The sequence below is a fragment of the Lysobacterales bacterium genome, assembly GCA_016721845.1.
In the GTDB taxonomy this organism is placed as follows: Bacteria; Pseudomonadota; Gammaproteobacteria; order Xanthomonadales; family Ahniellaceae; genus JADKHK01.
Genome location: JADKHK010000013.1, coordinates 1,561,544 through 1,576,578 on the forward strand (window position 1 = coordinate 1,561,544; position 15,035 = coordinate 1,576,578).

Genomic DNA, 15,035 nt, shown 5'->3' on the forward strand with positions numbered 1-15,035 from the left:
TTACGGCGCCGGCACGCGACGGCGCCTGCGGAACCATCCGCTCATGTCGTCGACCACGGTATAGACCGCCGGCACGACGATCAGGCTGAGCAGGGTTGACGTAATCAGGCCACCGATCACGGCGATCGCCATCGGCGCGCGGAAGCTCGAATCGGCGCTGAGTCCGAACACGATCGGCGCCATGCCGGCCGCCATCGCGATGGTCGTCATCACCACCGGCTGCGCACGCTTGCGGCAGGCATCGATCAAGGCATCGTGCTGACTCAGGCCGTGTTCGTCTTCGGCCATCACCGCGTAGTCGACCAGCAAGATCGAATTCTTGCTGGCCACACCGATCAGCATGAGCAATCCGATCAACGCCGGCAACGACAGATAGTTCTGCGTGAGCAGCAACAGACCGAACGCGCCGCCCGCGCACAGAGGTACCGCGGTCAGGATGGTCAGCGGCTGCAGCGCGCTGTTGAACAGCAGCACCAGCACCATGTAGATGCAGATCAGCCCGGCCGCCATCGCCAGCAGGAAGCCGAAGAACAGCTCGACGAACACTTCGGCATCGCCGGTATTGAGGAAGCCGATGCCCGGCGGCAGTTGGGCCACGCTCGGCAAGCGCTCGACTTCGGCCATCACTTCGCCAAGCGGGCGCCCGTTCAATTCTGCAGTGAGGCGTGACGTTGCGGCTGCGCTGGTAACGATCGATCTGCGCCGGGCCGCTGTCGAGACGGATATCGGCGACCGCCGAGAGCGGCACCGGACCCGATTTGCCGGGCACGCGCAGGTCGGCGATCAGCGATTCACTGGCCAGCGCCGACTTCGTCACGCCGACCCGGATCGGCACCTGGCGGTCGGGCAGGTTCAATTTCGCGAGGCGTTGCGAGAAGTCACCGGCCGTGGCGATGCGCGCAGCCTCGGCGATGTCGGCGGTCGCGACGCCCAGATCGGCGGCGCGCGCAGGGTCCGGCACGATCACGATTTCCGGTCGCAGCAAGGCTGCGGTCGAAGTGACGCTGCCCAGTCCCGGCAACGTCCTCAGATCGCGTTCCAGTGCAGCCGCGGCTTCGCCGAGGGCCTTGCCCTCATCGCCCGACAGCACCAGTTGCATCAGCTCGCCCGGCTCGGTGCTGAGGAAACTGATGCGTGCACCGGCGATCCCGGCGAGGCGTGTTCGTACCTCTGCTTCCAACTGCTTCTGGCTACGCCCGCGATGGCGCGCTTCGCCCCAGTCGAGGATCAGGGTTGCCTTGCGAGTTTCGCCGATGCCGGTCTTCGTCGGATCGCCGATGTCGAGCACCGCGCCGATCGACGAGTACACCTGCTTCAGCTCCTTGATCGGCGCGAGCTTCGCACGCGCTGCCTCGGCGACGGCGAACGTTTCCTCGATGCGCGTGCCCGGGGGCAGCTCGATGCTCAGGTTGCTGCGACCCAAATCCGAGGTCGGGATGAAGGTGGCGGGAATGAACGGCACGATCAGCAACGATGCGAAGAACAGGCCGGTCGCGACCACGATGGTCCGCCAGCGATGGCGCAAGGCGGCATCGACCCAGCCGAGATACCAGGTCATGACCTTGCCATCGTTTTCCTGCACCGGCTTCGCACGCATCTGGTAGGCCGCCATCATCGGCGTCAGCAGGCGCGCGACCAGCAGCGAAAACAGCACTGCGGTGGCGGCGGTCCAGCCGAATTCGCGGAAGAACTTGCCCGGGATGCCCGGCATGAACGCGACCGGCACGAACACTGCCGCCAGGGTCAGCGAGGTCGCGATCACGGCGATGCCGATCTCGTCGGCCGCTTCGCGCGCCGCGTCGATCGGTGCCTTGCCCATGCGCAGGTGCCGCACGATGTTCTCGACTTCGACGATGGCATCGTCGACCAGGATGCCGACCACGACCGAGAGCGCCAGCAGCGTGATCAGGTTCAGGCTGAAGCCGAACAGGTACATCACCGCGAAGGTCGGAATGATCGACAACGGCAACGCCACCGCGCTGACCCAGGTCGCACGCCAGTCGCGCAGGAACAGGAACACCACGGCCAGCGCCAGCAATGCGCCTTCCCACAGCATCGTCATCGACGAGGAATACGAGCGCTCGGCTTCCTCGACCGTCGAATTCACCAGCACGAAGTTCACGCCGGGATGCGTCTTCACCAATTGGTCCAGAGCCGCACGCACCTGCTTCGCGACATCGACTTCGCTGCTGCCGCGCGACCGAGAGAGGTCGAAGCCGATCACCGGCTTGCCATTCAGCAACGCGATTTGGCTGGTCTCGGCCGCGCCATCGCGGATGGTCGCGATGCTGTCGAGGCGTACCGAACGACCATCGGGCAGGCTGATCGAATAGGCGCGCAAGGCATCGGCATCGGCGACGGTGCCGACCGTACGCACGACCTGGCGTTCGCCGGCCCATTCCATCTGCCCGCCCGGGCGTTCGACCTGGATGCGCGCAAGTTGCTGCGAGACCTGACCGGCGGTCATGCCGAACGCATTCAATGCCTGCGGATCGAGATCGATGCGGATCTCGCGCTCGATGCCGCCGATGCGCTTCACCGTCGCGATGCCCTTGATGCCGTACATCGCCTTGCTGACCGTGCGATCGACGAACCACGACAGTTCATCCGGCTGCATGCGCTGCGACTCCACCGCGTAGGTCAGCAGGGTGCCGCCGACCACTTCGATCTTGGCGATGATCGGCTCCTGGATGTCGACCGGCAGATCCATGCGGATGCGGCTGACCGCATCGCGCACGTCGTCGAGCGCCACTTGCACGTCGACTTCAAGCTGGAACTCGATGGTCGTGGTCGAGACGCCTTCGTTGACGCTCGACATCACGCGCTTGACGCCACTGATGGTCGCGACGGCGTCCTCGACCTTGCGCGTGACCTCGGCTTCGAGCTGGCTCGGCGCCGCGCCGGGCAGGCTGATCGTGGTCGCCACCATCGGGAAGGCGATGTCCGGGAAACGCGAGATCGGCAGCTTGATGAAACCGTAGATGCCGGCGACGCAGAGCACGAAGAAGATCATCAACGCCGGCAGCGGCCGCCGAATCGCCCAAGCGGAGACGTTGAACATGTCAGCCTCCGCTGCCCACGCGCACCTGGTCGCCGTCGGCGAGAAAAGCGCCGCCGCGACTGACCACGCGCTCGCCGGCCTGCACGCCGGCACGCACCTCGATGCGATCGCCATCGATGCGACCGAGTTCGACGCGACGGCGCTCGACGCGGTCCCTGCCCTTGATCGTGAAGACGTAGGCGTAGCCGTCACGGCGCACGACCGCAGCGACCGGCACGCTCAGCGCATCACCTTCGCCGACGTGAATGCGGCCTTCGGCGAACATGCCCGAACGCAACTGCCCGGGGCCGGGCAGATCGACATGCACGGTACCGGTGCGCGTCGCGGCATCGAGCGCGGGCGACACCGCGCGCACGCGTCCCGGCACGATGCGGCCATCACGCTGGCGCACCTCGACCGCGGCCCCCACCTGCACATCGAGCAGGTCAGCCTCGCTCAATTCGGCACGCCACTCCAGGCGGCCGTCACGGATCATGCTCAGCAATCGCGTCCCCGCCATCACCACCATGCCCGGCTCGGCCGTGCGCGTCGCGATGACGCCATCATCCGGCGCGCGCAAGGTCGCGAAGTCGCGCCGCAGCCGAGCCGCATCGAGTTGCGCCGAGGTCGTCGCTGCCCGCGCCTCGGCTTGCACCATCGCGGCACGCAACAAATCGTGGTCCGACATGCTGATCAGCTTCCGCGATTTCAACGCGTCACCGCGATCAAGCTGACTCGTCGCCAGCAGAATGCCGGCCTGCGCCTCTTGCGCAGCTGCTTCGGCCATTTTCAGCTCGCTGTCGAGCGTGCGCGCATCGAGCGTGACCAGCACATCGCCGCGCTTCACCTCGTCGCCCACTTCGACCTTGACGTCGGCGATGCGCAGTCCGCTCAGTTCGACGCCAAGTTGCATGTCCTGCCAAGCCGCGACCGCGCCCGACACCGTGACTGAACGCACCAGCGGTGCCTGCGTCACTTGCGACAATTCCACCGCCAGCGCAGCGCTTCCGACGGGCATGGCCGTCTTGGCCGAATCCGGTTTGCCGCCACAGCCCGCAAGCGACAACACGACTGCCCAGCCGATGCCGGCAGCGATCGTTCGACGATTCATGATGTGTCCAATGCCAGAGAGAAACCGCTGCGGACCCGACGGCGCCAGCATGCCGCGTCGCCGGTCGAGCCTGCCTATTGACTGCGCATGATAACGTGAGCGGCTGACCCCACCTGTCGTGACTTCCGTCACGGACGGGTTGCCACCGAACCGGAAGACCCATGCCCCTGCTGCAACTGCTCAAGGTCGACCTCGCGGTCGGCGGCCCGAAACTGCTCGACGGCGTCGATTTCACCATCGACAGTCGCGAACGCGTCTGCATCGTCGGCCGCAATGGCATGGGCAAGACCACGCTGATGCGCCTGATCGCCGGCGAGATCCGCGCCGACGACGGCGAAGTCCGCGTCAGCGACGGGGTACGCGTCGCCAAGCTCGACCAGGAAGTGCCACGCGGACTCGACGGCGACGTGTTCGACGTGGTCGCTGCGGCGCTTGGAGATGTCGGCGCACTCGTGGCCGAGTTCCACCATCTGATCGAACACGGCGACACCGCCGGCGCCCGCTTCGGCGAAGTGCAGGCACAGATCGATGCGCGTGGCGGCTGGTCGCTGGACCAGCGCGTGTCGAATCTGCTGGCGCGACTCGAGCTGCCCTCGGACATCGCGTTTTCGTCGCTGTCCGGCGGTATGAAGCGGCGCGTACTGATGGCGCGCGCGCTGGTGGTCGAACCCGATGTGCTGCTGCTCGACGAACCGACCAACCACCTCGATCTCGAAGCCATCGATGCGCTGGAAGCCTCGTTGCTGGCATTCAGCGGCAGCCTGATCTTCGTGACCCATGATCGCCGTTTCCTGCGCAAACTGGCGACGCGCATCGTCGAGATCGATCGCGGCCAGCTCACAAGCTGGCCCGGCGACTACGACAACTACCTGCGTCGCCGCGAGGAACGCCTGCACGCCGAAGCGCAGGCCAATGCGCATTTCGATCGAAAACTGGCCGAAGAGGAAGTCTGGATCCGCCAAGGCATCAAGGCGCGCCGCACCCGCAACGAAGGCCGCGTGCGCGAACTCGAAGCGATGCGCCGCGAGCGCGCGCAGCGACGCGAGCAGCAGGGCAAAGTCAGTCTCTCGGTCAGCCAGGCCGCGCCTTCGGGCAAGCGCGTGGTCGAAGCCCGCGACCTGCGCTTTGCCTACGGCGAACGTGTTCTCGTCGACGGCCTGACGACGATGATCCAGCGCGGCGATCGCGTCGGCATCGTCGGTCCGAACGGCGCCGGCAAGAGCACCTTGATCCGTCTGCTGCTCGGTGATCTGCAGCCGACGTCCGGCGAAGTGATCCGCGGCACCAATCTCGAAGTCGCCTATTTCGACCAGCACCGCATGGCGCTGAACGAATCGCTGAACGCGCTCGACAATGTCGCCGGCGGTTCCGACAGCGTCGAGATCAACGGCCAGCGCAAGCATGTGATTGGCTACCTGCAGGATTTCCTGTTCACCCCTGAGCGCGCACGCGCGCCGATCACCAAGTTGTCCGGCGGCGAACGCAATCGTTTGTTGCTCGCCAAGCTCTTCGCGCGGCCGGCCAACGTGATCGTGATGGACGAGCCCACCAACGACCTCGATATCGAAACGCTGGAACTGCTCGAAGAGCTGCTCGCGAGCTGGCCCGGCACCTTGCTGCTGGTGTCGCATGACCGCGACTTCCTGGATTCGGTCGTGACCAGCACCCTGGTCTTCGAAGGCGATGGCCGCGTCCAGGAATACGTCGGCGGCTACAGCGACTGGTTGCGCCAGCGTGCGGCGGCCGTGCAACGCAAGCTTGAAGCGCCCGCACCGGCAGCGGTGGCCACACCGGCGCCCGCGGCGGCGGCAAAGCGCAAGCTATCGTTCAAGGACCAACGCGAACTTGCCGAGCTGCCCGCGCGTATCGAGCAACTCGAGGCCGAACTCGCCGACTTCGACGCGCGCATGCTCGAACCCGCCTTCTACCAGCAACCCGCAGCGACAATCACCGCAGCGAACAACGAACGCGCGGTCAAACAAGCTGCGCTCGATCTCGCTTATGCGCGATGGCAGGAATTGGACGCCTAGGTCGGGCCACGAGTGGCCCTCCTACAGAGAGCGGGCACCGATGCAATTTGCAGGAGGGCCACTTGTGGCCCGATGGTCGCAAGTAGGCATCATTCCCGTGCGCGGACGTGACCAACCGCCGCTGCATCCAGCCGCAGCACCGGGTACAGCCCCAGGTCCCATTCGCCCCAGGCGGAGCGCAGGTAGAACCAGTTCAAGCGTGCATACGGATTCTTGGCGAAGTCGGGTTCGGCGGCGAGTTTGGCTTCGAACTCGGCCTTGAGCTTCGGGTCCTTCGCCATCAGGTCGCGCGCCAGTTGCTCGGCGACGCGGGCGTCGGCGTATTCGCGCTGTTCGAAAATGATGTTGAAGTCACCCGAGCGCAACGCCGAATCGGGCGCATCCGGTTCGAGGATGTGCAACGCGACATTCGCGAGCGGCTGATCCATCGGCACCAGCCAGTTGCCGGCCCGCACCGGCATCTCGCGCGCCTCGCGACGATGCGTGAATGCGGTGATCGCAACACGGCCTTCGAACGAGGCGGTCGCGTACTGCGGACTTGCCAGCAGTGACACGTCGGCCTTGATGCGCGCGTCACGCTCGACCCGTTCCAAACGCACGCCATGCAGGCGCAAACGATCGATGACATCGGTCCATTGCACCGGGATCACGTAGGCAGCCGGCGGCGTCACCGACTGCGCGACCTTGACCTCGCGATAGAACGGCACCGTGAACGTCTTCGGCTTGCGTGGGTCGTAGCGGATCCAGCGATCGCCGCTGACGTCGCTCTGCGTGAGCGTCCACTCGTAGCCCTTGAACGCATAGTCCTCGGCGATACCGGCATTGACGAGCTGGATCGGATACGTCGCCGTCGTATCGGCTGCGCGCGCGATCGTGTCGGCATCGACCTGTCGGGTCGCGGCCCGCAGCTGGCCCGGATGCGCGGCGATCTCGTCGAGAATGGCGGTGATCACGTCGTAGGTCGCGCGCACCCGAACCGGATACGGTTTCAGCATGTGGGTTTCCAGCAGCAGCCCGACACGGCCGCGTGCCACTGCATAACCGGTCGAATAACGCGGCCCGGCGCCGAAGTTCGTGAAGCCCTTGCTCGGGTCGACCGGATCGTTCAACTCGATGTAGGGCGCGATCAGATGCCCCTCGCGTTCCAGTTGTTTCTGCACCCGCCCGACCAGCACCTGGTTCTGCCATTCGCGCAGGCGCGGGTGCTGAGTCGCATCGTTGTCCATCGACCAGGTCAGGTCGTACTGGTAGTCGGCGCCGTTGGTCGTGTGGCTGTCGATCAGGATGTCCGGGTTCCAAACATTGATCAATCGCAGCAGCGCGCGCATCTCCGGCGCATCGGCCTTGATGTAGTCGCGATTGAGATTCAGTCGCTGACTGGTGGCGCGCCAGCCCATTTCCACCGGTCCGTTCTGGTTGATTCGGTTGAACCTCGAACTGCGTTCGTGGCCGTCGAGATTGAGGATCGGCACGAACACCAGCGTCGCATGGTCCAGCCAGCGCAGCGCCCGCTTTTCGCCCGCCGCGATCTCGGCGAGCAGGATCAGGCCGGCGTCCTTGCCCTCGATTTCGCCGGCGTGGATACCTGCCTGCACGAATACCACTTCGCGATCGGTTCGCGCTTCGCCGGCGATCACGACTTTGAGGGCGCGGCCTTCGGGCGTGGTCCCGAAGTCCTGCACTGCGATGCGATCACTGGCCGCATCGAGCGTGTCGATGAAAGCGAAGGTTGCAGCGGCATCCGGCGTGCGCAGCAGTTTCGCCGCTTCGGCCGGCGTTTCCAGTCGTTTGGCTTGGGCGATGCTGGTCACACAGGCCAGCAAGAGAACGAATTTTCGCATCGTGATCAGCTCCGACGACTTGTTGCGGTTGCAATTCTCAATCGAATCACGGCTCGGCGGCACGGCGTTTCATCGCTTCGGCGACGTCGTGGCCGAGCCAGCCGTCGATCAGCTTGTGGATGCCGTACAGCACCGGCGTCGCGGCCAGCGCGAAGCTCGACTTGTACAGGTAGTTCACCGTGCCGACCGCGAGGAACAGCGACACCGGCCAATGCTGCGGACCAAGCACGAAGGCGATGTAGAGCACGATGAAACTGTCGAAGAATTGCGAGACCAGGGTCGACCCGGTCGCGCGCAGACCGAGCCAGCGTTCGCCAGTCCAGTCGCGGATGCGATGGAACACGGCAACGTCGATCAGCTGCGCGAACAGGAAGGCGGTGACCGATCCGGCAATCGTCCACAGGCCCTGGCCAAACGTCGCGACAAAGGCCGCCTGCATGTCCGGCACGCCCTGGGACTGGCCGGCGCCGATCCAGAAGCCGGCCGGTTCGAGGTGGATGGCGAAATACGCGAACACGAAGCCGTACAGGATCAAGCCCACGGCCAGCCAAGAGATGAAGCGCACGCCGCGGCGTCCGTAGTACTCGTTGATGATGTCGGTCATCACGAACACCACCGGCCACAGCAGCACGCCGGCGGTGAAATTCAGCGTGCCGCTCTGGCCGAACAGCGACCAGTGCACGTCCTCGATGCCGAGGCTCGGTTCCAGCGCGAAGATCTTGACGCCGATGAACTCGGCGAGGATCGCGTTCGCGACGAACACCGCCGACAGGATCAGGAACAGCTTCTGTGCACGCGACAGGTCGGTCATCGCATCGGCTCCTCGTCCTCGCGATAGAAATTCAGGGTCTCCGGCGCCTTGGCACCACCGGAAATGATGAAAGCCATGGCCTGGTCGACGGTCCAGTCGGTCGGCGTCAGCTTCGATACCGGCACCACCTCCAGATAGCCCGATGTCGGGTTCGGCGTCGTCGGCACGTACACCGCGGCGACTTCGATACCGGTACGCGCGTCCTTCAGCACCCGAGTCACCAGACCGATCGTCTTCATTTCCGGCGACGGGAAATCGATCAACACGACGCGCTGCGTTCCATCCGGCTTGGTCTGCAGGGCCTCCAGCAGTTGCTTGGTCCCGCCGTAGATGGTCTTGGCCAGGGGCACCCGTTCCAGGGTCTGTTCGAACAGCAGCAACAAGCGCTTGCCGATCACGCGCCGGCTCAGCCAACCGGTGAACAGGATCAGGGACACGGTGAGCACGACGCCGAGCAGGAATTGCGTGGTCGGCGACGCCAGCCACCCGAACAGTGCCGGATGCGCCCGTGCCAGCGGATTGAACAGTGCCCTGATCCACGGCGCGGAGACCATCGACAGGCCCTGGAACACGAACTTGAAGACGATCCAGGTGAGCCAGATCGGAATCAGCGTCAGCAGACCGGTGACGAAATAGCGTTGCAGCAGACGTCGGATCATGGGCTTCCTCGCAGCCTGCGAGTGTGCCGGTGAAGGCGTGCGCTGACCAGCGCCGCCGCTCGCCGCTATGCTCGCGCCATGACCGCGACCTACCTGCCGCCCGCGCCGAGCGCCCGCCATCCCCACTGGTCGCGCCCGATCGTGGTGGCCTTGATGGGTTTGCCCGGTGCCGGCAAGTCCACGCTTGCGAACACATTGTCCGAACGTCTCGACCTGCGCATTGCCAATCGCGACGTCATTGCGCGCGCCCTGTTCCCGCATTGCAGCTATTCGTTGCCGGAAAAGCGCGCGGCCTTCCATGCCGTGCTGCTCTCGGTCGAGGTGAACGGCGCACTGGGCGAGTCGACGGTGATCGATGGCATGACCTTCTCGAGCCGCGCCGACCTCGACCGCGTCGCTCGCATCGCCGCGAAGTACGACTTGATCCTGATTCCGATCTGGCTGGACCTGCCGCCCGAAGTCGCAAAGGCGAGGATCGGTGCGGATCGCCGTTCCGGTCGTTACCACCCGGCCGACGACCGTACGCCGGCCCTGGTCGATGCAGTGCTGGAACGCTTCGAACGACCGCAACCGACGGTGCCGGTGATCGACGCGATGTTGCCGGCCAATACCGTGCTCGACGTGGCCGAGCAGATCATTGCGCAGCGGGCGCTTCGCGCTCGGTGATGGCTTCGCTGTCACCGCGCTTGCGGCGCACGTAGACCTGCTTGCGCACCTGCGCGACGACAACGCCGGACGCGGTCGTCACATCGATCGTGAACCAGTGCAGGGTCTTGCCCTCGCGATCCGCGCTGGCGCGAATGCTTCCGATCGTCGCGGCATCGAGCGTGAAGTCCGCGTAGACCGGCTCGCGCACCGCCTTCACAAAATCGATCGCCGCTGCCTTGTCCCAGACGATGTAGTCGCCGCCGAGGTTGCGCAGCAGCATGATCATCCACCATGGATCGGTCATCGCGAACAGCGACCCGCCGAAGTGGGTCCCGACATAATTTCGATTGAAGAAGTAGCGCTTGAGCCGTACGACCACACGGCGATAATCCGGATCGATGCGCAGGATGCGGATGCCGGACGCCAGATTCGGCGGCCAAAGATTGATGATCCAGCGCAGTTTCGTCGCGTGTTGCATTCAACGGATCTCGATGTGGGTGTTCAGCCGAGCCAGCGCCACTTCAGCAGCAGCATGCAGACGAAGGAACCGGCGACCGGCACCGCCGCGCACAGCGTCAACACGAGGCGACGCAGCGGACCATGGCCCATGACGGTACTCAAGCGCCAGGTACCGAATGCGGCGATCGCAGCGAATACCAATGCCGTGTACTTGAGCGGCGCACCAGTGACGCTGCCGGCCATCAGCAGCAAGACAAACACCGCCGATGCACCGATCGCGGTCGCCAGCACCGCCAATGCATCTCCGCCAGCAGCGTCTGGCGCGTTGCCCGGCTGAACCACGGGTACGCGTCGCGGTGACGGGGTGGTGGCGCGTGCACCCGATCCATGCAACGACGATGCCGTTCCAGCACCACCGGCGCTCGCGCCGCGTCGTGCAGCCAAGGTGCTCAACAATTTTCCCGGCTGGCTGATTTGCTCCAGCAGATCGACGTACCCGCCGCTGCCGGCCATGATGCCGGCGCGTGCCGCATTGGCGCTGCCCTTGGCGCGACCGAGCAGCAGCAGCGCGTTCGATGCACCGAGGTCCTGCGGCACGCCCGCGCCGTTGCGATACGCCATGCCGAGCATGTACAGACCCTCGGGATGGCCACCGTCGGCGGCCTGGCTGAACCAGTGCAAGGCCTGCGACGCACTTTTCGGCACGCCATCGCCGTTCTGGCAGCAGACACCCAGATTGAACTGCGCATCGATCTGACCGAGCTTCGCGGCTTCGGTGAAGGCCTTCGCGGCCATCGCGAAATCCTGCGCCACGCGCTCGCCGGTGATGTATTCGGCGCCGAGTTCATACCAGGCGTCGCGGTCACCCGACTTCGCGCGTTGCTGCAAATCGTCGAGCGATGGGCGCACATCGGCGTCTGCCGGCGCGGCCATCGGTTCGAGTTCGAGCGTCGGCTTCGTTGCCGCGGGCGCCGCCGGGGCTGCAGGCACGGGCGCTGCGGGTTGCGGGCGCGACTTCTGCCATTGCGCGAATCGCTGATCGAGCACATGAGCCATGCGCTCGAAGTTGGCCCAGGTGTCTGGAATGCTGCAGAGATCATCGGTCGCGTGCCCGGTATCGACGAAGTCGCGCTGGAACACGCGCTCGTAGTCGCGGGTGTAGAACTTTTCGTAATAGGCCGCAGTGAAGGCATTGCCGACGGCGTTGAAATCGTCGTCGGTGAGCTTGCCGTCGCAGCGATCCCACAGCACCTCGGCGCCGGTGATCTCGCGTGCCGTCAGCCGTTGCAGGTGGCCGGCGCCTTCCGGTTCCGAAAAATGTTCACCCCCCAGACCGCGCAGGATCGCCCAGGCGAGGTACATGCCCATGTGCGTACCGGCATCGTCGTTGTCGCGCTCGGTCTCGAAATTCAGGAACAGGTATTCGGCATCGTCGTATTTCATCGTGGTCCTTCACGCACATCGCTTCCGGCCGACCTGCGACTCGGCCACGGCGATCATTCGGGTGATCAATTTCGATTCGCGAGCGCCAGGAAATCCTGACTCACGATCAGGCGCACGGCATCCAGACGGACCCGCGATTCGGGGAGCAGGTCATGCAATTGCTGCTTCTCGTCGGTTGCTGCGGCAACTTCCTCGGCACGCACGCCGGGGTTGACCTGGGCCAGCGCGATCAGGCGCTCGATCTCGGCTTCGAGGCGCTGGTCAGCGGCCAGCATCGCGGCCTCGACCTCTCGTCGCGACAGCCGCTCGACCTTGGCCTGTGCGGTCTTCAGCATCGGTGGCACCAATTGGTTCAGCACCTTGCGCAGCTTGCTCAGGTCGACGCTGATCTCGCCGGACTTGCGCCGTGCTTCTTCGGACGGCTGGAAGTCCGGGCGCTCGGTCAGACGCGAATCGACTACCGCGCGCAACGGCAAGGGCGGCAGAAAGCGGTCGACATGCAGCTTGGCCGGCGCCACGCATTCCAGCAGGAACACCGCTTCGAGCAGGGCGGTGCGCGGCGGCAGCGCCGGATCGACCAGGAAGGCGGCATTGCCGGTTTCGGCGCTGAGCAGCAGATCGAGCGCACCCTGCACCATCGGATGATCGACGCGCAGGAACAGCACGTCTTCGCGGGTCAGTGCAGTGGCGCGATCGAAGGTCGCCTGGCGCGGGCCGTTGTCGAATCCCGGGAAACCTTCCGTGCTGAGGTATTCGGGATCGAGCAGGTGGATGGTGTCGCTGAGATCTTCGGCACTGATGCCGAACTGTTCGAACAGCTTGAGCAGGAACTCGTCGCGCGTGGCATCGCCATCGTCCTCGTGCAAGGCGCGTTGCAGCGTGGCATCGGGCGCCGCGCGCAAGGTGGCGAGTTCGAGCAGCCGATCGCGCCCCTGCTGAATGGCCTTGGCGAGTTCCCGATGTGCGGATTGCGTCCGCTTGATCAGGACATCGAGCGCCTCTTCCGCAGCGGAATGCCCCGCTGCGTATTCACGTGCGACATGCACCAGTTCGGCGCCGAAGCGGCGCAGCAATTCCCGCCCGTCCTGCGGACTGGTGCGGAAGGCGTCGAGACCTTCGTCGAACCAGCGCGCCAGCGCCTCCTGCGCGCTATGCCGGAACTTCGCGACATGCAGGTTCACCTCGCGGCGCTGACCGATTCGGTCAAGTCGACCGATGCGCTGTTCCAATTGATCCGGATCCGGCGGCAGATCCCAGAACACCAGATGATGCGCGAACTGGAAATTGCGCCCTTCCGAACCGATCTCGGCGCACAGCAGCAGGCGCGCACCCTCCGGGCTCTGGAAGAACGCGGCATTGCGGTCACGCTGGACGATGCTCATGCCTTCGTGGAAACGCGCGACCTGCACGCCGCTGGCGGCCCGCAGCGCTTCTTCCAGCGCCAGCACCTTGGCCTGGCTGCGGCAGATCAGCAGGAACTTGTCGGCCGGAAACTCCGCCAGCAACCCGACCAGCCACGCGAGGCGCGGATCCTTCGCGTAATTCAGCGGCAGCGCATGGGCCTGGACGTCGACGTCGCTCTGGAATTCGGCCAGCAAATGGCCGCGCAAGTCGTCGTCGAGTTGTTCGTCGGGCAGCGTGACGATCTGCGGCACGCGCTTCGGAAATCCGCCGACCACGGCACGCCGATTGCGAAACATCACGCGTCCGGTGCCGTGGCGATCGATCAGCGCGGCCAGCATGGCCTCACGCGCCTCCTCGTCCTCGGGCAACTGTGCGGTATCGCCCAGCGTCGCGGTCAGCGTGTGCTGCTCCTCGACGCCGAGCGGACCACCGTCGATCAGGGCCGCCGCCAACGCCGACAGTTTCGCGTACTCGGCGGTTTCGTCCTGGAATGCGGCGAGATCGTGGTAGCGCGCCGGATCAAGCAGGCGCAGGCGCGCGAAATGGCCGGTGCGACCAAGCTGCTCCGGCGTCGCGGTCAACAGCACGACGCCCGGCACACGCTTGGCCAGCGCTTCCGCGAGCACGTATTCGGCACTCTCTTCCTCGGGCGACCAAGACAGATGATGCGCCTCGTCGATCACCAGCAAGTCCCACCCGGCCGTGACCAACTGCTTGGCGCGCTCCGGATTGGCGACGATGAAGGCAGAGTCGGTGATCACCAGTTCATCGTCCTGGAACGGATTGCGCCCGTCAGAATTCAGTTCGATCGCCTCGACGCGCTCGGCGTCGTAAATCGAGAAACTGAGGTTGAAGCGGCGCAGCAGTTCGACGAACCATTGATAGACCAGCGTTTCCGGAACCAGCACCAACACCCGGCCAGCGCGACCGCTGGCGATCTGGCGCGCGATGATCAGGCCCGCCTCGATGGTCTTGCCGAGCCCGACTTCGTCCGCCAGCAACACCCGCGGCGGACGCCGGTCGGCCGCGATCTGCGCGACCTTCAACTGGTGTGGAATCAGGTCGACACGGGCGCTTTGCAATCCGAAGGCGGGGCTGCGACGTGCGCGCGCGCGGTGCATCAGCGCATCGACCCGGAATTCGAACTGGTCGTTGCGATCGACGCGGCCCTGGCTCAGGCGGTCTTCGGCCTTGGAAACATTCTGCAAGTCGTCAAGTGCGGTTTCACGGAAGTCCGAGCCGTGCACGTCGTAGTGGAACAGGCCGTCGCGCAGCTCCACGGCATCGACCCGATGCGGCTTGCCGGACAGCATGATCATGTCGCCGATGCGGAACTGGGCGCGCGTCAGCGGTGCGGAATGGGTGGCGTATTGACGAATGGTGCCGGTGCGGGCGTAGACCAGCTGGACCATGCGACCTTCGACCCGCAAGACGGTGCCGAGGCCGAGCTCGGGCTCGGCATTCGAGATCCAGCGTTGTCCGGGAACGTAATTCGACATGGGGGACAGTGCGTGGCGGCGTTGGATTATGACCGATGCCGCCACGCATCGCGCGCATCGTCATCGCAACATTCGTCACGCGCCCGCCTG

Annotated in this window: 9 protein-coding genes and 1 pseudogene; 2 read left to right on the forward strand and 8 right to left on the reverse strand. The window is 65.2% G+C overall.

The window, feature by feature from the left end; translation table 11 throughout:
- Both IPP28_14630 and IPP28_14635 read right to left on the reverse strand, forming a co-directional pair.
- Nucleotides 1–3,061 (reverse strand): annotated as a pseudogene (locus IPP28_14630) (efflux RND transporter permease subunit).
- Nucleotide 3,062: 1 nt separating this feature from the next.
- A complete protein-coding gene (locus tag IPP28_14635) occupies nt 3,063–4,151 on the reverse strand; it encodes an efflux RND transporter periplasmic adaptor subunit (protein MBL0042230.1) in 1,089 nt (362 codons plus the stop codon).
- Nucleotides 4,152–4,312: 161 nt separating this feature from the next.
- Here IPP28_14635 and IPP28_14640 point away from each other — a divergent pair, with 161 nt between their 5' ends.
- Entirely contained in the window at nt 4,313–6,181 is a 1,869-nt protein-coding gene (locus tag IPP28_14640) for an ATP-binding cassette domain-containing protein (GenBank protein ID MBL0042231.1), read from the forward strand.
- An 89-nt stretch (nt 6,182–6,270) separates the two neighbouring features.
- Here IPP28_14640 and IPP28_14645 read toward each other — a convergent pair whose 3' ends face one another.
- The 3 genes from IPP28_14645 to IPP28_14655 are packed head-to-tail and all read right to left on the reverse strand — an operon-like array spanning nt 6,271 to nt 9,492.
- Nucleotides 6,271–8,022, reverse strand: coding sequence for a M14 family metallopeptidase (locus IPP28_14645; protein MBL0042232.1), 1,752 nt, complete (start codon nt 8,020–8,022; stop codon nt 6,271–6,273).
- 46 nt (nt 8,023–8,068) lie between these two features.
- On the reverse strand, nt 8,069–8,833 hold the full coding sequence (locus tag IPP28_14650; protein ID MBL0042233.1) for a queuosine precursor transporter: 765 nt from the start codon (nt 8,831–8,833) through the stop codon (nt 8,069–8,071).
- Nucleotides 8,830–9,492 carry a DUF502 domain-containing protein gene (locus IPP28_14655; protein MBL0042234.1) on the reverse strand — a complete coding sequence of 221 codons (663 nt, stop codon included), beginning with the start codon at nt 9,490–9,492 and terminating at the stop codon, nt 8,830–8,832. The genes IPP28_14650 and IPP28_14655 overlap by 4 nt, the downstream gene beginning before the upstream one ends.
- 78 nt (nt 9,493–9,570) lie before the next feature.
- On the opposite strand from IPP28_14655, the gene IPP28_14660 reads away from it, so the two are divergent.
- Entirely contained in the window at nt 9,571–10,158 is a 588-nt protein-coding gene (locus tag IPP28_14660; GenBank protein MBL0042235.1) for an AAA family ATPase, read from the forward strand.
- Here IPP28_14660 and IPP28_14665 read toward each other — a convergent pair.
- From IPP28_14665 to rapA, 3 genes are all read right to left on the reverse strand, one after another.
- Nucleotides 10,127–10,618 (reverse strand): DUF4442 domain-containing protein, encoded by a 492-nt coding sequence (locus IPP28_14665; GenBank protein MBL0042236.1) that lies wholly within the window; start codon nt 10,616–10,618, stop codon nt 10,127–10,129. The genes IPP28_14660 and IPP28_14665 overlap by 32 nt on opposite strands.
- Before the next feature lie 23 nt (nt 10,619–10,641).
- The gene (locus IPP28_14670; GenBank protein ID MBL0042237.1) at nt 10,642–12,042 is read right to left on the reverse strand and encodes a sel1 repeat family protein; all 1,401 of its coding nucleotides are present in this window, start codon (nt 12,040–12,042) and stop codon (nt 10,642–10,644) included.
- Nucleotides 12,043–12,107: 65 nt separating this feature from the next.
- Complete coding sequence (gene rapA, locus IPP28_14675) at nt 12,108–14,945, reverse strand: RNA polymerase-associated protein RapA (GenBank protein ID MBL0042238.1); 2,838 nt, start codon at nt 14,943–14,945, stop codon at nt 12,108–12,110.
- Between the last annotated feature and the right edge of the window lie 90 nt (nt 14,946–15,035).